Origin of the sequence: Klebsiella sp. 141153 (assembly GCF_032601995.1) — a bacterium.
Classification (GTDB): domain Bacteria; phylum Pseudomonadota; class Gammaproteobacteria; order Enterobacterales; family Enterobacteriaceae; genus Klebsiella; species Klebsiella aerogenes.
The window spans coordinates 105614-124625 of record NZ_JAQIRJ010000008.1; the positions used below are offsets into that span (position 1 = coordinate 105614).

Sequence of the window (19012 nt, forward strand, 5' to 3'; positions counted from 1 at the left end):
GCTTCTCCGTTAATTTAACCAGACGCCAAGCGGCAGAGTCACATCAAGTAAGGTATCGAAGGCGTACCATAACGAGACGCCCATCACCACGCCGGCAATACCTGCCGCCGGAAGCGTGGCGCCGAACAGCAGGCCGATCACCGCCGTCAGCAGCGCGGTGGCTAGCGGAAAGCCCAGCCATTCAAATCCCCAGGCATAGATCACCAGCACCACGACCATGGTTAACAGCCGTTGCAGGACATGTCGTCCCGGCCACTCGATGGCGTCCGGGCGACGCAGCAGCATCAGCGCCGAACACAGCAGCATCAGGCCGATAATACCCAATGGGAAAGGGCGTGGGCCGACGGGTTCATACGAGTATTCGCTGTGGATCTGCCAGGCGATAAACAGGCCGCCAATGCATAACAACAACCAGACTCCGGCAAAGATACGATCGCTCATTAGCGCCTCCGCGGATTATTTAGCCAGGCCAAAGGCTTTCGCCTGTTCGCGATAATCGCTGACCTGCTGTTTTACATAGGTATCGAGCTCCTTGCCGTTCATGTTGAATTCAAACAGGCCACGCAGTTCACGTTGCTTTTTGAACTCATCGGTTTGCTGCAGTTTAGTGAATTCATCAACCCACCACTGGTAGTCGGCATCGCTTACTTTCGGGCCCATAAAGAAGCCGCGAATAATCGGCCAGACCAGGTCATAGCCCTGCTCTTTAGCGGTAGGGACATCGGCCAGCGCGCCCGGCAGACGTTCGTTGGAGAAGACCGCCAGGACGCGGATCTTATTTCCCTGCAGGTACGGTACCATTTCACTGAGATCGCCGGAGACCGCCTGCACATGGTTGCCGAGCAGCGCGGTTACCGGCTCGCCGCCGCCCTCAAAGGCGACGTAGCGCATCTTGTGCGGGTCAACGTTGGCTTTTTGCGCCAGCAGCGCCGCTTTCATCCAGTCCTGGCTGCCGATGGAGGCCCCGGCGCCAATGACGATAGTGGCGGGATTTTTCTCCATCGCGGTCATGAATGACTTCAGGTCTTTCCATGGCGAATCGGCGCGTACGGCAATCATGCCGTAGTCGGTACCGACGCTGGCCAGCCAGCGCACGTCATCAACGCCGTAGCGGCCGAATTTCCCCTGCGACAAATTCAGCAGCGAGCCGCCGGAAAAGGCGACCACGGTTCCGGCTTCCGCCGGGCGCTGGGCGACGATGGCGTTATAGGCTACCGCGCCGACGCCGCCGGGCATATAGGTGACGCGCATCGGTTTCTCGATCGCGCCGGTTTCCATCAGGCTCACCTGAATCAGCTTACAGGTGAGGTCGAAGCCGCCGCCGGGCTTGGCGGGCGCGATACATTCGGTGCGGGACGGGGCTTGCGCCGCGAAAGCGGTGGTTGTACAGAGGCACAGCGCGATGGCGCTAAGATGGCGGAAAAATGGCGTTTTCATAGGCTTCCTCAGTTGGTACAGGGAATGTTTTTCTGATTATGTGAACCGACATGTGGCGATTCGGTTGCGTGATTGTTAAAACAGTTACCTTTCATTTCCCTTTCAATGCGGCAGCAACTTTACAGGATGTGATATGCGTCTCTTATTAGCCGAGGATAACCGTGAGCTGGCTCACTGGCTGGAAAAAGCGTTGGTGCAGGGCGGTTTTGCCGTGGATTGCGTTTTTGATGGCCGGGCGGCGGATCACCTGCTGCAAAGCGAAAAATATGCGCTGGCGGTGCTGGATATCGGTATGCCGGGCTTAGATGGCCTCGAGGTGGTACAGCGGTTACGTAAGCGCGGACAAACGCTGCCGGTGCTGCTGTTGACCGCGCGCAGCGCGGTAGCTGACCGGGTGAAAGGGCTGAACGTCGGCGCCGACGATTACCTGCCTAAACCTTTCGAGCTGGAGGAGCTCGACGCCCGGCTGCGGGCGCTGCTGCGACGTAGCGAAGGGCAGGTACATGAGGTGCAGCAGCTTGGCGATCTGGAATATCGCGATGAAGGCTATTTTCTGCTGCGCGGTGAGATGTTGCCCCTGACGCCGCGCGAGCTGGCGCTATTGAAAGTGCTGATGTTTCGCCGTACCCGTCCGGTTTCCCGCCAGCAGTTGTTTGAACAGGTGTTTAGCCTCAGCGACGACGTCAGTCCGGAAAGCATCGAACTTTACATTCACCGTCTGCGCAAGAAGCTCCAGCAGAGTAACGTGCGTGTCACTACGCTACGCGGGCTGGGCTATCTGCTGGAGTGTGAGCCGCATGAGCTGGGGTAAACCGCAATCGCTGTATGCCCAACTGCTGCTGTTTCTCGGCCTGCCGCTGGCGCTGTTATGGGGGTTATCGGCATTCAATAGCTACGTGAGCGCACTGCAGGCGGCGACGCAGGCCTACGATCGTACGCTGCTCTCCTCGGCGCGTACCGTAGCGGAGCGGCTGGTAGTGCGCGGCGGCCATCTGGAGGTCAATGTGCCCTGGGTGGTGCTGGACAGCTTTGAACTCAACATGAACGACCGGCTGTATTACAAGGTGGTCGACCCGCAGGGGAAAGTGATTTCCGGCTTTGACGATCTGCCGGCGATGCCGCCGGCCACTTCACGAACTCAACTTTATCCGGCGCTGGCATGGTTTTATCATACCGAATACCGCGGTCAGGCCATCCGCGTGGCGCGCCTGCTGCAGCCGGTCAACGAAGGCGGTATCGTTGGTATGGCGGAGATTTATATTGCCGAAACGCTGCAGTCGCGGCGCTGGCTGGCCGGACAACTGCTGTTTTCATCCTGGGTGTCGCAGGGCTTATTAGTGCTGTTGACGTTGGTACTGGCGGGGTGGCTACTGCGCCGCGTTCTGCGGCCAATGCGTCAGCTCTCGGCGCTGATGGTGCGCCGTGAACCCGGCCTGCTGACGCCGCTACCGGAATTGTTGCCGTGGTCGGAAACGCGGCTGCTGATCGTGGCTTTTAACCGCTATATCGACCGCCTGCGGGTGATGATCTCCCGGCAGGAACGCTTTAGCGCCGATGCTTCACATCAGTTGAAAACGCCGCTGGCGGTCCTGAAAACCCAGGCTTCGGTGGCGCTGGCCAGCGACGATCCGCGGCTGTGGCGCGAGAGTTTGCAGGCCATGCGCGCGACGCTGGATGATACGATTTTACTCACCGAACGTTTGTTGCAACTGGCGACGGTGAAACGCCGGGAGCAGGGCGAGCAGGCGTTTGCCGCGGTCGATCTGCAGGAGGTCGTGCACCATAGCTGTTTTTCGCGTATTGCTCAGGCGCGCAGTAAAAACATCGATCTGGGTTATGAGGGCGAACAGTCGCCGGTGTACGTTTTGGGTGATGGCGTTTTGTTGGGCGAACTGTGCGCCAACCTGCTCGACAATGCGATTCGCTACACGCCGGAACGCGGAACGGTGACGCTGAGCCTGCATCGCGATGGCGAAGCCGTCACGCTGAGCGTGGAGGATAGCGGCCCGGGCATCGAGGAAAACCTGATTCACCAGGCGCTGACGCCGTTTCGACGGCTGGAGAATGGCGGCGGCCTACCCGGCGCCGGGCTGGGCCTGGCGCTGGTAAACGATATCGCGCGTCTGCATCGTAGCCGGCCGCAACTGTCGCGCAGCGAAAGCCTGGGAGGATTAAAGGTGACGCTGCGTCTGCTGACCGTGGCTTAAAGCAGCCCTTTCTGGCTGAGGGTGAGGCGGGTCGCGGCATTAAGATCGTAATGTTGCAGGTCTTCGCCCTTCACCCAGGCGTAATCGTCGAATTCCTCGTTGATCGTGACCTCGCGGTTGGCGCTTATGCAATCGAAAATCAAATAGATCATGTAGATTTCTTCCTGGCGACCATCGGCATAGGTTTTCACGCGGGTATCATCGCGGAAGCTCCATGGCGTGATGTGGGTCAACTGCAGTTTTTCGCCAAGCTCCTCGCGGACTTCGCGTCGCAGCGCCTCTTCAATACTTTCCCCCGGTTCCACGCCGCCGCCGGACAGCGCCCACTGTCCGGGAAAAACCCCGCGGTCGGCAGCCATCTTGCACAACAGATAATGGCCATCATTTTGGATGAGCGGGCAAACAATCGTCCTTTGACGCATGATTTTTCTCCTTCGCAGTGAGTCGGGCCGGGTATCGAGGAAACAGTTTGCGAGGCGCCTCGGCAAACCGCAAGGGAAATACGGCGCTGGCTCTACAGAGTGCTAAGTTAAGCGAAATTATCTTATGGAGAGCCACCATGGAAAGGACCACCCATTCCCCACATGACGCCGTGTTTAAACACCTGCTGTCGCATCGGGCGACGGCGCGGGATTTTCTGGACATTCACCTTCCTGAACATTTGCGAGAATTATGCGATCTGCAAACGCTGCAGTTGGAGTCCGGAAGTTTTATCGATGAAGACCTGCGCGCCAGCCATTCCGATATTCTTTACTCGCTGCAAACCCAGGCGGGAGACGGATATATCTATCTGCTTATCGAACATCAAAGCTCTGTGGACCGTCATATGGCATTTCGCCTGATGCGTTATGCGATAGCAGCGATGCAGCGGCATCTGGATAAAGGGCATACGCAACTGCCGTTGGTGATCCCGCTGCTTTTTTATCATGGGCAAGTCTCGCCCTGGCCGTATCCCATGTGCTGGCTGGAAGGATTTGCTCATCCACAAACCGCGCGGCAGGTATACAATCAGGATTTTCACTTAATCGATATCACGGTGCTTCCTGACGATACAATAATGCAGCACCGACGGGTCGCGATGCTTGAGTTGCTGCAAAAGCATATCCGGCAACGCGATATGATGGAACTGCAGGAGCAACTAGCCAGCCTGTTGGCGCTGGGATACACTAGCCGCAGACAGCTCAGGACGCTGCTTCACTATTTATTGCAGGCAGGAAATGCCGCCGATCCGGTCGCCTTTTTACGTAATCTTGCGCAAAATGTCCCCAGACGGCCGCATAAGGAGACGCTAATGAACATTGCCCAGTTTCTGGAACAACGCGGCCATCAGCAGGGCCTTGAGCAGGGCCTGCAGCAAGGTCTTGAACAGGGAGAACAATTGGCTGCGCAACGTATTGCCCAGGCGATGCTGGAAAACGGGCTTGACCTGGCGCTGGTGGCGAAGCTGACGGGGCTTGCGCCGGAGCGTCTGGCCCTGCTCGCCCATTAATTTTTCTGCATCCTTCAAATGGCCTGCGCGACGCTGATTGCGCAGGTTTATATAGATTTATTTAATCAATACGACCTAATTAAATATAATTACGCTGAATTTGAATTCGGTGGAATTTACTTTCTTTCGCAAATGCGCGTCGGTATTGATGTAAAAAGACGCAACTGGTTACACTCTTGTGAAAAATCATTTCGCCAGGTCATTGATTCCTGACGGGTGCGCAGTAGAATTTTCTGGTTTTTTCGGGACTTCTTTGATTCTTCTTTTCTGGATAGAGTAAATAATGAAAAAGAGCATTTTTATGGCCCTGGCCGGGGTAATGATGGTTTCCTCGGCGGCCCATGCTATTAGCGTTACCGGCGAAGCCGGCGAGCACTATACCAACCTCGGCGTTGGCTTTGGCACCGAATCCACCGGCCTGGCAATTTCCGGCAACTGGCTGCACAGCGATAACGACGGCGACGCCGCGGGCCTGGGTCTGGGTCTGAATATTCCGCTGGGACCATTCCTGGCGACCGTGGGTGGCAAAGGTATCTACACCAATCCGAAGCAGGGCGATGAAGGTTACGCGGCGGCGGTCGGCGGCGGCCTGCAGTGGAAAATCGGCGATAGCTTCCGTCTGTACGGCGACTATTACTACTCGCCTGATTCACTCTCCAGCGGCATCGATAGCTATGAAGAAGCTAACGTCGGCGCCAGCTGGACCATTATGCGTCCGCTTAGCATCCAGGCAGGCTATCGCTATCTGAACCTGGCGGGTAAAGACGGCAACCGTGATAACACTATCGCCGACGGTCCGTACATCGGCGCCAGCGCCAGCTTCTAATCCTCCGGCGCGGCCTGCCGCCGCGCCAAATTTCTTCGTCGCCAGCCCGCGCCTTTGCGCTATAGTAATTCGACTTATCAGGCTGGAGTTCATAATGCTACAAGTGGAAATGCTGTCCACCGGCGATGAAGTGCTGCATGGGCAGATTGTCGATACCAATGCCGCCTGGCTGGCGGATTACTTTTTTAATCAGGGTTTACCGTTAACGCGCCGCAATACCGTCGGCGATGACCTCGACGCGCTGGTGGCTATTCTGCGCGAACGCAGCGAACAGGCGGATGTGCTGATCGTGAATGGCGGTCTGGGGCCGACCAGCGACGATCTTAGCGCGCTGGCGGCGGCGACGGCGAAAGGCGAAGGTTTGGTCCTCAACGCTGAATGGCTGGAGACGATGACGCGATTCTTTGCCGAGCGCGGTCGGCCAATGGCGCAAAGCAATCGCAAGCAGGCGGAAATCCCCGCCAGCGCCGAAATGATCAATAATCCGGTGGGCACCGCCTGCGGGTTCGCCGTACAGCTCAACCGCTGCCTGATGTTTTTCACCCCCGGCGTGCCGTCTGAATTCAAAGTTATGGTCGAGCAGGAGATCGTACCGCGTTTACGTGCGCGCTTCACGCTTCCGTCGCCGCCGGTTTGTCTGCGTTTAACTACCTTCGGACGTTCGGAAAGCGAGTTGGCGCAGAGCCTCAACCATCTGCAGCTACCGCCGGGTGTGGTGATGGGCTATCGCTCGTCAATGCCGATTATCGAACTGAAGCTGACCGGTCCTGCCACGCAGCGCGATGCGATGCTGGCGTTGTGGCCAGAGGTGCGTAAAGTGGCCGGGGAGAGCGTTATCTTCGAGGGCACGGAAGGGTTACCGGCGCAGATCGCGCGCTGCCTGCAGGAGCGTCAGCTTAGCCTGACCTTGAGCGAACAGTTCACCAGCGGCCTGCTGGCGCTGCAGCTGAGGCGGGCGAACGCGCCGCTTCTCGCCAGCGAAGTGGTGCCGGCGCAGGAGGAGACGTTGGCGCAATCGGCGCGCTGGGCCGCCGAGCGGCGCGTAAACCATTTTGCCGGACTGGCATTGTCGGTCAGCGGTCAGGAGGCCGATTACCTGAACTTTGTGCTGGCGACGCCGGAAGGTACGCACGCGCTGCGGGTTAAGTTCAGCGTGAATCGCCACGGGCTGGCGGTGCGACAAGAAGTGTGCGCCATGATGGCGCTGAATATGCTGCGCCGCTGGCTCAACGGTAAGCCGGTCAGCGGCGAGCATGGCTGGATCAACGTCGTCGAGACGCTGTTTATCGACTGATTCAGGCAGGCGCCCCCAGCGCCTGCGCCAGCAGAGTAATGGGATGTTCGCAGCGCTTGCTGGTGGACATCTCTATCTGCCATTTGCAGGTTTCGCAATCGGTAATCACTAAGTCCGCGCCGCTCTCCTCAATCTGGCGAAATAATGGTGCGCCAATCGCCTGCGCCGACGAATAGTTTTCCGACTTAAAGCCGAAGGTGCCGGCGATACCGCAGCACTGCGAATCCAGTACTTCCAGCTGTAGGCCCGGGATTTGGCGCAAAAGCTCAAGGGTGTATAGCGACCAGCCCATTTTTTCCATGTGACATGGAGTGTGATAGACCACCTTCAGCGGCAGCGGGCGCAATGGAAGGGTTTTGCCGGCATCGAGCTGTTTCCAAATCCAGCGGGTTGCTAACTCCACCCGATCCCGCAGATCGCTGTTATCGATATCCAGGAGATGGGGATATTCATCGCGCAGGGTAAAAGTACAGGTTGAAGAGGTGGCGATGATCGGCAAGGTGTTTTCGCGCATGGCGGCGACGTTGCTGTGCGCTTGCTTGCGCGCTTTGTCAAAAAAGCCGTTGGCGATAAGCGGGACGCCGCAGCATTTTTCTTTTGATAAGAGCTGCACGCCGGTACCCAGCGTGTTGACGACGCGAATCAGATCCTTACCCAATTGCGGGTGGTTATAGTTGACGTAGCAGCCATGGAAGAAAGCCACCTGCTCGCTGTACTGCGCCTGTGCGGCGGCGAGCTGGCGGTAAGCGCGGCGGAAGGTGCCGAAGCCATATTTTGGCAGCGTGCGGCGATGGTCGATTTTCAGCGCCGCATCGAGCAGGCGGCGCACCGGTTTTAAACCGGTCGTGGCGTTGACCAGCGGCGCAAAAGGCGTGGAAAGGGTACCCATCAGGTCGGTATGGCTGAGGATAGCATCGCGCAGGGTCGGTGTTTGCTGGCTGTACTGCGCACGCGCGCGTTGAATGATATCGCCGATTTTCACATCAGATGGACAGGCCACCTCGCAGCGTTTGCAATTAATACAATATTTCAGCGCGTCGTCGTACAGCGCGCCATCTTTCAGACGCAGACGTTCGCCGTCCGGCCCCGCCTGTTTCGGGCCAGGATAGCGCGGATTCACCCGGCTCACCGGGCAGGCGGTGGTACAGACCGTACATTTTATGCAGCTTTCAAAGCGGGTATCGTTCATGGCCGGCCTCCTGCAAGGTCGTGGATCTGTCTGGCGGCATGCAGCGCGGTGACGGCGCAAACGCCGCCGCCGCAGCCAAGTTGAATGGCATCGAAACCGCCGAGCAGCGAGCCGATAGCGAAAAGATTACTCAGCGGCTGGCCGAGCAGGTGTGGGCGCAGCATGGGGTCCGTCTTTAAACCAAAGCGTTGCCACGGTTGTGACGCGAAGAAATCACGCTGATACCAGCTATCGCGCGCCAGCGTTTGCTGCAGATCGAGGCCGAGAATCGGTTCGCGCACGCTATCACGGGTGGCGACGAGACCGTTACTGAAAAAGCTACCGCTCGCCAGCACGGTAAAGCGCGGGCGCAGCGCGATATCGCCGTGATTTCGCGTCCAGACGGCCTCGACGGCGCCCTGCTGATGGCTGATTTTCACCACTTCGTCACCGGCAAGCCAGGTACCGCCGGTGCGGATGAACCGACGCTGAAGCTGGCTATGCAGGCGCATCCCCGGCACCGAAGGCGGTAGCGTCGGCAGCAGGCGCAGCGGGCAGGGCAGATGTTCCTGTAGCCAATGCCAGAGGCGATTATCCACGAGCCCAAAACAGGCGGGCATCATCAGCAGCTCGTACTCTTGCGCCAGCGGCAGCAGCGCGGACTGCAGGGCAGGCCACAGGTTTTCATTATCAAGCACGCGGGCGATGTTGGCGGCACGGAACTCCGTAGGGTTATCGCGCAGCACATCAAGCAGCGGTAAATCAATCTCCGCGGCGGTGGCATTCACTCCGCTCTGCCCGAGGGCGGCGGCTGCCAGGTGCGGCTGAAAATCGGCAAAACCGCTAATTCCTACCAGGCATACCCGTTGCTGCGCGAAGGGCGCCAGCGGAACCTCTTCCGGCGACAGCCACGCCGGGCGCAACGTCCCCAGCGGCGTCACCCGCAGATGAGGTTGGCGCGCTTCGCCTTGCATGTTCGCGCCGCAAGCGGCCAGCAGCGTTTCGGTCTGCCTGGCGTATTCGAGCACCGCGTCTGCGCCGAGGCGGGAGTAAGGGTGTTCAGGAAGCTGAACGGCCAGTTGCTGAAGACCTTGTGCGACGTCTGTGACGGTATCACCGTTCGGCAGCGCCGAGAGCAGGTCTAACGAAGCAGAGGAAAAGTGCAGCGCGCTTTGCCCGCGGCTGATTATCACGCAGCGTAGGCCGTATTGATTCAGCGCCAGCCCGCACAGTAGACCGGCTAGTCCGCCGCCGACGATGGCGCAATCAAATTTCATCCTGATGCTCCTTTTGCAGTCCGCATAAGCCGAGGTAGACCCAGCGGGTAAATTCACTTTCGCGCAGCGCGTCGCCCCAGGCGATGGGCTGAACGCCCTTCCAGCGTTCATTAAGAAATTCCGACAGCTGAGTTAACGACTGCGCCGGTGTGGCGACGTTGAAGCGCTGTAGCAGCCCGGCGGCGCGGCAGGCGCACAGTTCCCCCTGGCAGGTGCCCATACCGACTCGGGTACGGCGGCGCAGGTCGAGCAGATTCTTCACCGCCAGATTCTCTACCGCGTACTGCACTTCCCCGGCGGTGACCGCTTCACATTCACAGACCAGGCTGCGGTGCTGGCGGCTGTCGCCGAGCCATGCCGGGGTGCGGTCGCCGTGGCGATAGACCGCCGACCCGCGCAGCGGTGTCGGTAGCGAGATAATCTTTTTCAGCGTGGTTTCTGTAGCTTCCTGCGAGCCCGGCAGCGGACGCTCCGCGGTGCGGCACGGCTCAGTATTGCCGAGTTTGCGGCAGACGGCGTCGCTGGCCCATTCCGCCATCAGACGGTAGGTCATCAACTTACCGCCGGTGATGGTGATAAAGCCTTCCATACCGTCGCGCTGGGCGTGGTCGAGCAGCACAATACCGCGGCTGACGCTGCGTCCGCTGGGATCGTCATCGCTGGCGACCAGCGGCCGGACGCCGGAGTAAGCGCGTAGTACTCGGGTGCGCCCCATGATCGGCGCCAGTTTTTCACCTTCGCGCAGCAGCGTATCGACCTCTTCCGTCGTCACCCGGTTATCGTCAATTTCGTCATAAGGAATATGCGTCGAGGTGGTGCCAATCAGCGAGATGGTATCGCCGGGCACCAGAATATCGGCATCCGCCGGCTTGCGGCAGCGGTTAATCACCTGGTTATTAATGCGGTGATCGAGGATCAGCAGCGAGCCTTTTGCCGGGAACATGGAGACGCGCAGATCGGCGTATTCCGCGATGCGTTGGCCCCAGATCCCGGCGGCGTTGACGACGACCTGTGCACGCATACTGCGCGCTTCACGGCGTTGATGATCGTAGATCTGTACGCCGTACACACGATCGCCCTGACGTAGCAGGCCGGTAACCTCGCAGCCGGTGAGGATCTGCGCGCCGTGTTCGCGGGCGTCGAGCATATTAGCGGCCGTCAGGCGGAACGGATCGACGGTGCCGTCCGGTACCTGTACGGCGCCAAGCAGCGTCGGGTTGACCGCGGGTTCCAGACGCAAAGCTTCAGCGGGGGTAAGCGGTTTGGCATCGATACCGGCCTGCTGACAGGCGTTGATAAAGGTTTGCTGCCAGGCGATGTCATCTTCGGGTAGGGTGATAAACAGCCCGTTGGTGGGTTCAATGCAGTGGCGGGCGATGCGGCGTAAAATGCGATTCTCGCTGATGCATTCGCGAGCGGATTCGCCATCGGTGACGGCATAGCGTGCGCCGCTGTGCAACAGACCATGGTTACGGCCGGTGGCGCCGGTGGCGATATCGTGCCGCTCAATCAACGCTACGCGTAACCCGCGCAGGGCGCAGTCGCGGGCGATTCCCGCGCCGGTGGCGCCGCCGCCAATAATCAGCGCATCAAATTCTTGCGTCTCGGCCATCTTCCGGTCCCTCTACTTTCGTTTTACACCATTTAGCCATATCAACAGTGTGGAATGTTTGATTTCGAGCATATTTGCGCGCAATTCGAGCGTTTGCTGTGATTTTGTGCTCACATTGGAAAATTTTGTCATATATCTGTAACAAAATGTGCGATATTTCACAGTATTAGTTCTACGCTTTGCCTACCATCGCGACCTAATTAGAAGTGCGTGAATAAATTATATTTTTTGCGTCGATGTCAGTGAAACAGCAATGGCCACGGAGGCTGATATGTTAAGTATTTTTAAACCCGCAGCGCATAAAGCGCGTTTGCCGGCGGCGGAAATCGACCCGTTGTATCGTCGATTACGCTGGCAGATCTTTATTGGCATCTTCTTCGGTTATGCCGCTTACTATCTGGTTCGTAAGAACTTTGCGCTGGCGATGCCTTATCTGATTGAGCAGGGGTTCTCTCGTGGCGACCTCGGTTTCGCGCTTTCGGGTATCTCCATCGCCTACGGATTTTCGAAATTCATCATGGGATCGGTCTCCGACCGCTCGAATCCGCGCATTTTCCTGCCAGCAGGGTTAATTCTGGCGGCGCTGGTGATGCTGGTGATGGGCTTTGTGCCGTGGGCGACTTCCAGCATCATGATCATGTTCGTATTGCTGTTCCTTTGCGGATGGTTCCAGGGGATGGGCTGGCCGCCGTGTGGTCGTACCATGGTGCACTGGTGGTCGCAGAAAGAGCGCGGCGGGATTGTCTCAGTGTGGAACTGCGCGCATAACGTCGGCGGCGGTATTCCGCCGCTGCTGTTCCTGCTGGGGATGGCGTGGTTTAACGACTGGCACGCGGCGCTGTATATGCCGGCTTTCGGCGCGATTCTGCTGGCCATTTTTGCTTTTGCGATGATGCGTGATACCCCGCAGTCCTGCGGTCTGCCGCCGATCGAAGAGTATAAAAACGACTATCCGGATGACTATAGCGAAAAGCACGAAGAAGAGCTGACGGCGAAGCAGATCTTTATGCAGTACATTCTGCCGAACAAGCTGCTGTGGTACATCGCTATCGCTAACGTCTTCGTTTATCTGCTGCGCTACGGCATTCTGGACTGGTCGCCGACCTACCTGAAAGAGGTCAAACACTTCGCGCTGGATAAATCCTCCTGGGCCTACTTCCTCTATGAGTACGCGGGCATTCCGGGCACCCTGTTGTGCGGCTGGATGTCGGACAAAGTATTTAAAGGCAACCGCGGCGCGACCGGCGTGTTCTTTATGACTCTTGTGACCATCGCCACCGTCGTTTACTGGCTGAACCCGCCGGGTAATCCGGGCGTCGATATGGCCTGTATGATCGTCATTGGCTTCCTGATTTACGGCCCGGTGATGCTGATCGGTCTGCATGCGCTGGAACTGGCGCCGAAAAAAGCTGCCGGCACCGCTGCGGGCTTCACCGGTCTGTTCGGTTATCTCGGCGGTTCCGTAGCCGCGAGCGCCATTGTTGGCTATACCGTCGATTTCTTCGGCTGGGACGGCGGCTTCATGGTAATGATTGGCGGTAGCGTACTGGCGGTTCTGCTGCTGATTATCGTTATGCTTGGCGAGCGTCGTCATCATCAACAACTGAAACAAGCCTAAGGAGCGGCGATGAAAATGAAACTTACCGCGCTAATGAGCGGAATGATTTTGGCCAGTTCGGCGCTGTGCTTCAGCGCCGTCGCGGCAGAGAAGATTGTCATCGCCCACCGCGGCGCCAGCGGGTATCTGCCGGAACATACCCTGCCGGCGAAAGCGATGGCTTACGCTCAGGGGGCGGATTACCTTGAGCAAGACCTGGTGATGACCAAAGACGACCGGCTGGTGGTGTTGCATGACCACTATCTTGATCGGGTGACTGACGTAGCGCAGCGTTTCCCGCAGCGGGCGCGTAAAGATGGTCGTTTTTACGCTATTGACTTTACCCTGGCCGAGATTAAGTCGCTGAAGTTCACCGAAGGTTTTGAGCCGAAAGATGGTAAAAACGTGCAAACCTATCCCGGGCGTTTCCCGATGGGTAAATCCGATTTCCGTATTCATACCTTTGAAGAAGAGATTGAGTTTGTACAGGGGCTAAACCATTCGACGGGTAAAAATATCGGTATCTACCCGGAAATCAAAGCGCCGTGGTTCCACCATCAGGAAGGCAAAGATATTGCCGCCAGCACGCTGAAAGTGCTGAAGGAATATGGCTACACCAGCAAGCAGGATAAGGTTTATCTGCAGTGCTTTGACGCCAACGAGCTCAAACGCATTAAGAATGAGCTGGAGCCGAAGATGGGGATGGATCTCAATCTGGTGCAGCTCATCGCCTATACCGACTGGAATGAAACGCAGCAGAAACAGGCCGATGGTAAATGGGTGAACTACAGCTATGACTGGATGTTCAAGCCGGGGGCGATGACGCAAATTGCGCAGTACGCCGACGGTATCGGCCCGGATTACCATATGCTGGTAGCGGAAGGCTCGAAGCCGGGCGCGGTGAAGCTGACGGCGATGGTAAAAGAGGCGCACGCCAGCCATCTGCAGGTGCATCCGTACACCGTGCGCGCGGATCAGTTGCCGGAGTACGCCACTAACGTTAATCAGCTCTATGACGTGCTGTATAACCAGGCGGGCGTCGACGGCTTGTTTACCGATTTCCCGGATAAAGCGGTGCAGTTCCTGGACGCGAAATAAAACAAAAGGGCCGTAAGGCCCTTTTTTATGTTTTTCCCTCTCCCTGTGGGAGAGGGCCGGGGTGAGGGCATCAGGCCGCACACATCGACAACACTTACATCTCGATCTCAATATCGCCTTTCGCCCGGCAGCAGCAGGGCAAAATTTCTCCCGGCTGGATAAACGCCAGCGGTTCGGTCAGCCAGTCAACCTGACCTGACACCAGACGCGTGCGGCAGGAACCGCAATAGCCTTCGCGGCACTGATACTCCACGTCGATGTTATGCGATTCAAGCGCGGCCAACAGGGAAGGATGTTCATCCTGACACTCAAGGCGAGTGTCAGAAATCCTCAAGAAAATCCGCTTCATTACAGCTGGAAGTTGCTCAGATCGTCAGCGTCGACTTCAGAATCGATCTGGCCGACGAGATAAGAGCTGACTTCCACTTCCTGCGGCGCGACCTGAACGTTGTCGGAAACCAGCCAGGTGTTGATCCATGGGATCGGGTTGGAGCGGGTCTGGAACGGTAGATCGAGGCCCACCGCCTGCATGCGGATATTGGTGATGTACTCGACGTACTGGCAGAGAATATCTTTGTTCAGGCCGATCATCGAGCCGTCGCGGAACAGATAGTCCGCCCACTCTTTTTCCTGCTGCGCCGCCAGCACGAACAGGTCATAGCACTCCTGTTTGCACTCTTCGGCGATTTCCGCCATTTCCGGATCGTCGCTGCCGGAGCGCAGCAGGTTCAGCATATGCTGAGTGCCGGTCAGGTGCAGCGCTTCATCACGGGCGATCAGGCGAATAATCTTGGCGTTGCCTTCCATCAGCTTGCGTTCGGCAAAGGCGAAGGAGCAGGCGAAGCTAACGTAGAAGCGGATCGCTTCCAGCGCGTTGACGCTCATCAGGCACAGATACAGTTTCTTTTTCAGCTCGCGCAGATTCACGGTCACGGTTTTGCCGTTGACGGTGTGGGTGCCTTCGCCCAGCAAATGCCAGTAGCTGGTCATTTCGATCAGCGAATCGTAATAGTGAGAGATGCCTTCCGCGCGTTTCTGGATCTGCTCATTGGTCACGATATCGTCGAACACCGTCGCCGGATCGTTGACGATGTTGCGAATAATATGGGTGTAAGAGCGCGAGTGGATCGTCTCGGAAAAGGCCCAGGTTTCCACCCAGGTTTCCAGTTCGGGGATGGAAATCAGCGGCAGCAGCGCGACGTTCGGGCTACGGCCCTGGATGGAGTCGAGCAACGTCTGATATTTCAGGTTGCTGATGAAAATATGCTTTTCATGTTCCGGCAGCGCCTGATAGTCGATGCGATCGCGCGAAACGTCGACTTCTTCCGGGCGCCAGAAGAAGGAAAGCTGCTTTTCAATCAGCTTTTCAAAGATGTCATATTTTTGCTGATCGTAGCGGGCCACGTTAACCGGCTGGCCAAAAAACATCGGCTCAAGCAGTTGATTGTTTTTCGTCTGTGAAAAAGTGGTGTATGCCATGAGTGGGTCCTGTTGAGATTGTATCGCCCGGCAACACTGCGTTTGCCGGGCCTACAAAACCGTAGGCCGGGTAGGCATCGCGCCACCCGGCAAAAATACCTTAGATCTTACATGCGCCGCTTTCGCAGCCGTCGTCCTGAATTGACGGCGCCAGGTCATCCTGGGCGTCTTCCGCGCCATCACGGGTGTTGTGATAGTACAGCGTTTTCACGCCGAATTTATAGGCGTTGAGCAGGTCTTTCAGCAACTGCTGCATCGGCACTTTTCCGGACGGGAAACGCGTCGGGTCATAGTTGGTGTTGGCGGAAATCGACTGATCGATAAACTTCTGCATGATGCCGACCAGCTGCAGATAGCCGTCGTTATTCGGCATTTCCCACAGCAGTTCGTAGGCGTTCTGCAGATTTTCGTAATCCGGAACGACCTGGCGCAGGATCCCGTCTTTCGACGCTTTGATGCTCACGTGGCCGCGCGGCGGCTCAATGCCGTTGGTGGCGTTGGAGATCTGCGAAGAGGTCTCAGACGGCATCAATGCGGAGAGCGTGGAGTTACGCAGGCCGTGGGTTTTGATGGATTCGCGCAGCTGCTCCCAGTCGAAATGCAGGGATTCGCTCACGATCGCATCCAGGTCTTTCTTGTAGGTATCGATCGGCAGAATACCCTGCGCGTAGGTGGTTTCGTTGAACCACGGGCAGGCGCCTTGTTCGATAGCCAGTTCGTTGGAGGCCTTCAGCAGATAATACTGAATAGCTTCGAACGTTTTGTGCGTCAGATTGTTGGCGCTGCCGTCGGAGTAGCGTTTGCCATGTTTCGCCAGATAGTAAGCGAAGTTGATAACGCCGATGCCCAGCGTACGACGACCCATCGCGCCGCGTTTGGCCGCCGGGATTGGGTAATCCTGATAATCCAGCAGGGCATCCAGGGCGCGCACCGCCAGCACCGCCAGATCTTCCAGCTCATCGAGGCTATCGATGGCGCCAAGGTTGAACGCCGACAGCGTGCACAGCGCGATTTCGCCGTTTTCGTCGTTCACATCGTCCAGCGGTTTGGTCGGCAGGGCGATTTCCAGGCACAGGTTAGACTGACGCACCGGCGCGACAACCGGGTCGAACGGGCTGTGGGTGTTGCAGTGGTCAACGTTCTGGATATAGATACGGCCGGTGGAGGCGCGTTCCTGCATCATCAGCGAGAACAGCTCAACGGCTTTAATACGCTGTTTGCGGATGCTGTCGTCTTTTTCGTATTTAGTGTACAGACGTTCGAACTCGTCCTGATCGGCGAAGAACGCATCGTACAGGCCAGGAACGTCGGACGGGCTGAACAGGGTGATGTCCTCGCCTTTCAGCAGGCGGGTGTACATCAGCTTGTTGATCTGCACGCCGTAGTCCATGTGGCGAACGCGGTTGGCGTCGGTGCCGCGGTTGTTTTTCAACACCAGCAGGCTTTCGACTTCCAGATGCCACATTGGATAGAAGAGGGTGGCCGCGCCGCCGCGGACGCCGCCCTGTGAGCAGGATTTCACCGCGGTCTGGAAGTGCTTATAGAACGGGATGCAGCCGGTGTGGAAAGCTTCGCCGCCGCGGATCGGGCTACCCAGCGCGCGAATGCGGCCGGCGTTGATACCGATACCGGCGCGCTGGGAAACGTATTTCACAATCGCGCTGGAGGTGGCGTTGATCGAATCCAGGCTATCGCCGCACTCGATCAGCACGCAGGAGCTGAACTGACGAGTAGGGGTACGCACGCCGGACATGATCGGCGTCGGCAGCGAAATTTTAAAGGTGGACACCGCGTCATAGAAACGCTTGATGTAGTCCAGACGGGTCTCACGCGGATAATTAGAGAACAGGCAAGCCGCGACCAGAATATAGAGGAACTGGGCGCTTTCATAGATTTCGCCGCTGACGCGGTTCTGCACCAGGTATTTACCTTCCAGCTGCTTAACGGCGGCATAGGAGAAGTTCATATCGCGCCAGTGGTCGATAAAACCGTCCATCTGCTGGAACTCTTCTTCCGTGTAGTCTTCCAGCAGATGATGATCGTATTTACCTTTTTCGACCATGTTCACCACATGGGTGTACAGCGCCGGCGGTTCAAACTGGCCAAACGCTTTTTTGCGCAGGTGGAAAATCGCCAGTCGCGCGGCGAGGTACTGGTAGTCCGGTGCATCGCGGGAGATCAGGTCCGCTGCGGCCTTAATAATGGTCTCGTGGATGTCGGCGGTTTTGATGCCGTCATAGAACTGAATATGCGAACGCAGTTCTACCTGAGAAATCGAAACGTTATTCAGTCCTTCTGCCGCCCAATCTAGTACGCGATGGATTTTGTCGAGATTGATACGCTCGGTGCTACCGTCGCGCTTTGTCACCAGCAGACTCTGATTCATGTGGTTTTTACCTGTCCGTGAGAAAAAATATCCCCCCATTTATCCACAGCAAGTCGTTGTGACTAACTCTGTGGATAAATACTATATGTAGGGGGTTGTCGATAAAAAGAACGCTATATGGTGAGTTATTTTAGTAAGGATTCTTTTGAGTACAAGGGTTGATTTTGACGTTAATTTGAGGTTGCGCAGGCGTAATAATCGCTAAGTCCACGCCGTATAAGGCCTGGAGAAGAAGTCAATAAAACAGAAAAAAAAATCAAAATTTGATCGAGTGCTGATTTCTTCGTCGGAAGGGAAAATTGCGCAGCTTGATGCCGCGCAATCATCATCATAAAAACGTATGACGTTATGCTTTTTTCGCCGTTGTATGCAACATATAGTTAACATCAACCCCCGGCGCCAGCTTGAAGGTATTAGTGAGCGGATTGTAATGCAGGCCGGTAATGTGCTGCTCTTTCAGAGAAGTCTGATCGATCCAGCCGATGAGCTCCGCCGGCTTGATGAACTTCTTAACGTCATGCGTACCTTTTGGCACCATTTTCATCACGTATTCTGCGCCGACCACGGCCATCAGCCAGGCTTTGCCGTTGCGGTTAATGGTCGAGAAGAAGACCTGGCCGCCGGGCTTCACCAGTCGCGCGCAGGCATGCACGACCGACTGTGGATCAGGGACGTGCTCGAGCATCTCCATACAGGTGACGACGTCGTACTGTTGGGCGTGCTTCGCCGCGTGCTCTTCGACGGTCTCCTGCACATACTCCACCTGAACGCCGCTCTCCAGCGCGTGCAGTTTTGCGACCTGCAGCGGCTCGAAGCCCATATCCAGACCGGTGACTGTCGCACCTTCGCGCGCCATGCTTTCGGCGAGGATGCCGCCGCCGCAGCCGACATCAAGCACTTTTTTGCCGAACAGGCCGCCGGAGCGTTCGGCAATATAGCCAAGGCGCAACGGGTTGATGCGATGCAGCGGTTTGAACTCGCCTTCTAGATCCCACCAGCGCGAGGCGACGGCTTCAAATTTGGCGATTTCATTGTGATCAACGTTGGGGGCCACCGACGGTTTTTCGGCATTCATGGGCGCTTTTACTCCTTTTCTGTTCTGACCTGCGAGTATATCAGCAGACTGCCACGAATAAACCGTA

At 57.2% G+C, this 19012-nt stretch carries 17 protein-coding genes; 7 read left to right on the forward strand and 10 right to left on the reverse strand.

Features of this window, described 5'->3' with window-relative positions; all coding sequences use genetic code 11:
- Nucleotides 1-9: 9 nt before the first annotated feature.
- Both PGS10_RS16540 and PGS10_RS16545 read right to left on the reverse strand, forming a co-directional pair.
- Nucleotides 10-441, reverse strand: a complete 432-nt coding sequence (locus PGS10_RS16540; protein WP_047043267.1) for a tripartite tricarboxylate transporter TctB family protein — start codon at nucleotides 439-441, stop codon at nucleotides 10-12.
- 15 nt (nucleotides 442-456) lie between these two features.
- Complete coding sequence (locus PGS10_RS16545; protein ID WP_045359580.1) at nucleotides 457-1437, reverse strand: Bug family tripartite tricarboxylate transporter substrate binding protein; 981 nt, start codon at nucleotides 1435-1437, stop codon at nucleotides 457-459.
- A gap of 133 nt (nucleotides 1438-1570) precedes the next feature.
- On the opposite strand from PGS10_RS16545, the gene tctD reads away from it, so the two are divergent.
- Nucleotides 1571-2248, forward strand: a complete 678-nt coding sequence (gene tctD, locus PGS10_RS16550; RefSeq protein WP_047043263.1) for a transcriptional regulator TctD — start codon at nucleotides 1571-1573, stop codon at nucleotides 2246-2248.
- Nucleotides 2235-3644 (forward strand): sensor histidine kinase, encoded by a 1410-nt coding sequence (locus PGS10_RS16555; RefSeq protein WP_045391433.1) that lies wholly within the window; start codon nucleotides 2235-2237, stop codon nucleotides 3642-3644. The genes tctD and PGS10_RS16555 overlap by 14 nt, the downstream gene beginning before the upstream one ends.
- On the opposite strand, the gene nudI is transcribed toward PGS10_RS16555, so the two are convergent.
- Complete coding sequence (gene nudI / locus PGS10_RS16560) at nucleotides 3641-4066, reverse strand: nucleoside triphosphatase NudI (protein WP_047078301.1); 426 nt, start codon at nucleotides 4064-4066, stop codon at nucleotides 3641-3643. The two genes, PGS10_RS16555 and nudI, sit on opposite strands and share 4 nt — an antisense overlap.
- A 137-nt stretch (nucleotides 4067-4203) precedes the next feature.
- Between nudI and PGS10_RS16565 the strand changes: the two genes are divergently transcribed.
- The 3 genes from PGS10_RS16565 (at nucleotide 4204) to PGS10_RS16575 (ending at nucleotide 7253) form a co-directional block, all read left to right on the forward strand.
- Complete coding sequence (locus PGS10_RS16565; RefSeq protein WP_047078300.1) at nucleotides 4204-5133, forward strand: Rpn family recombination-promoting nuclease/putative transposase; 930 nt, start codon at nucleotides 4204-4206, stop codon at nucleotides 5131-5133.
- A 283-nt stretch (nucleotides 5134-5416) separates the two neighbouring features.
- The gene (locus PGS10_RS16570; protein WP_015365610.1) at nucleotides 5417-5959 is read left to right on the forward strand and encodes a YfaZ family outer membrane protein; all 543 of its coding nucleotides are present in this window, start codon (nucleotides 5417-5419) and stop codon (nucleotides 5957-5959) included.
- A 94-nt stretch (nucleotides 5960-6053) separates the two neighbouring features.
- The gene (locus tag PGS10_RS16575; protein WP_045391423.1) at nucleotides 6054-7253 is read left to right on the forward strand and encodes a nicotinamide mononucleotide deamidase-related protein YfaY; all 1200 of its coding nucleotides are present in this window, start codon (nucleotides 6054-6056) and stop codon (nucleotides 7251-7253) included.
- Nucleotide 7254: 1 nt separating this feature from the next.
- Here the strand turns inward: PGS10_RS16575 and glpC are convergent, their stop codons facing one another.
- From glpC to glpA, 3 genes are read right to left on the reverse strand one after another with little or no spacing between them, the layout of a single operon-like run.
- Complete coding sequence (gene glpC, locus PGS10_RS16580; RefSeq protein ID WP_316423267.1) at nucleotides 7255-8442, reverse strand: anaerobic glycerol-3-phosphate dehydrogenase subunit GlpC; 1188 nt, start codon at nucleotides 8440-8442, stop codon at nucleotides 7255-7257.
- Nucleotides 8439-9698: a glycerol-3-phosphate dehydrogenase subunit GlpB gene (gene glpB, locus PGS10_RS16585; RefSeq protein ID WP_316423268.1), complete on the reverse strand. Its 1260-nt coding sequence runs from the start codon at nucleotides 9696-9698 to the stop codon at nucleotides 8439-8441. Before glpB ends, glpC begins: the two co-directional genes overlap by 4 nt.
- Entirely contained in the window at nucleotides 9688-11310 is a 1623-nt protein-coding gene (glpA, locus tag PGS10_RS16590; protein WP_316423269.1) for an anaerobic glycerol-3-phosphate dehydrogenase subunit A, read from the reverse strand. The genes glpB and glpA overlap by 11 nt, the downstream gene beginning before the upstream one ends.
- A gap of 271 nt (nucleotides 11311-11581) precedes the next feature.
- On the opposite strand from glpA, the gene glpT reads away from it, so the two are divergent.
- Both glpT and glpQ read left to right on the forward strand, forming a co-directional pair.
- Nucleotides 11582-12928 (forward strand): glycerol-3-phosphate transporter, encoded by a 1347-nt coding sequence (gene glpT / locus PGS10_RS16595; RefSeq protein WP_047066187.1) that lies wholly within the window; start codon nucleotides 11582-11584, stop codon nucleotides 12926-12928.
- Nucleotides 12929-12937: 9 nt separating this feature from the next.
- Nucleotides 12938-14005, forward strand: coding sequence for a glycerophosphodiester phosphodiesterase (gene glpQ, locus PGS10_RS16600; RefSeq protein ID WP_047066185.1), 1068 nt, complete (start codon nucleotides 12938-12940; stop codon nucleotides 14003-14005).
- Nucleotides 14006-14099: 94 nt separating this feature from the next.
- On the opposite strand, the gene yfaE is transcribed toward glpQ, so the two are convergent.
- The 4 genes from yfaE to ubiG all read right to left on the reverse strand — a co-directional run bounded on the left by yfaE (nucleotide 14100) and on the right by ubiG (nucleotide 18945).
- Nucleotides 14100-14354: a class I ribonucleotide reductase maintenance protein YfaE gene (gene yfaE, locus PGS10_RS16605; protein WP_015365617.1), complete on the reverse strand. Its 255-nt coding sequence runs from the start codon at nucleotides 14352-14354 to the stop codon at nucleotides 14100-14102.
- A complete protein-coding gene (gene nrdB, locus PGS10_RS16610; RefSeq protein ID WP_015365618.1) occupies nucleotides 14354-15484 on the reverse strand; it encodes a class Ia ribonucleoside-diphosphate reductase subunit beta in 1131 nt (376 codons plus the stop codon). Before nrdB ends, yfaE begins: the two co-directional genes overlap by 1 nt.
- Nucleotides 15485-15584: 100 nt before the next feature.
- Entirely contained in the window at nucleotides 15585-17870 is a 2286-nt protein-coding gene (gene nrdA / locus PGS10_RS16615) for a class 1a ribonucleoside-diphosphate reductase subunit alpha (protein WP_015365619.1), read from the reverse strand.
- 346 nt (nucleotides 17871-18216) lie between these two features.
- Nucleotides 18217-18945: a bifunctional 2-polyprenyl-6-hydroxyphenol methylase/3-demethylubiquinol 3-O-methyltransferase UbiG gene (ubiG, locus tag PGS10_RS16620; protein ID WP_045391407.1), complete on the reverse strand. Its 729-nt coding sequence runs from the start codon at nucleotides 18943-18945 to the stop codon at nucleotides 18217-18219.
- Between the last annotated feature and the right edge of the window lie 67 nt (nucleotides 18946-19012).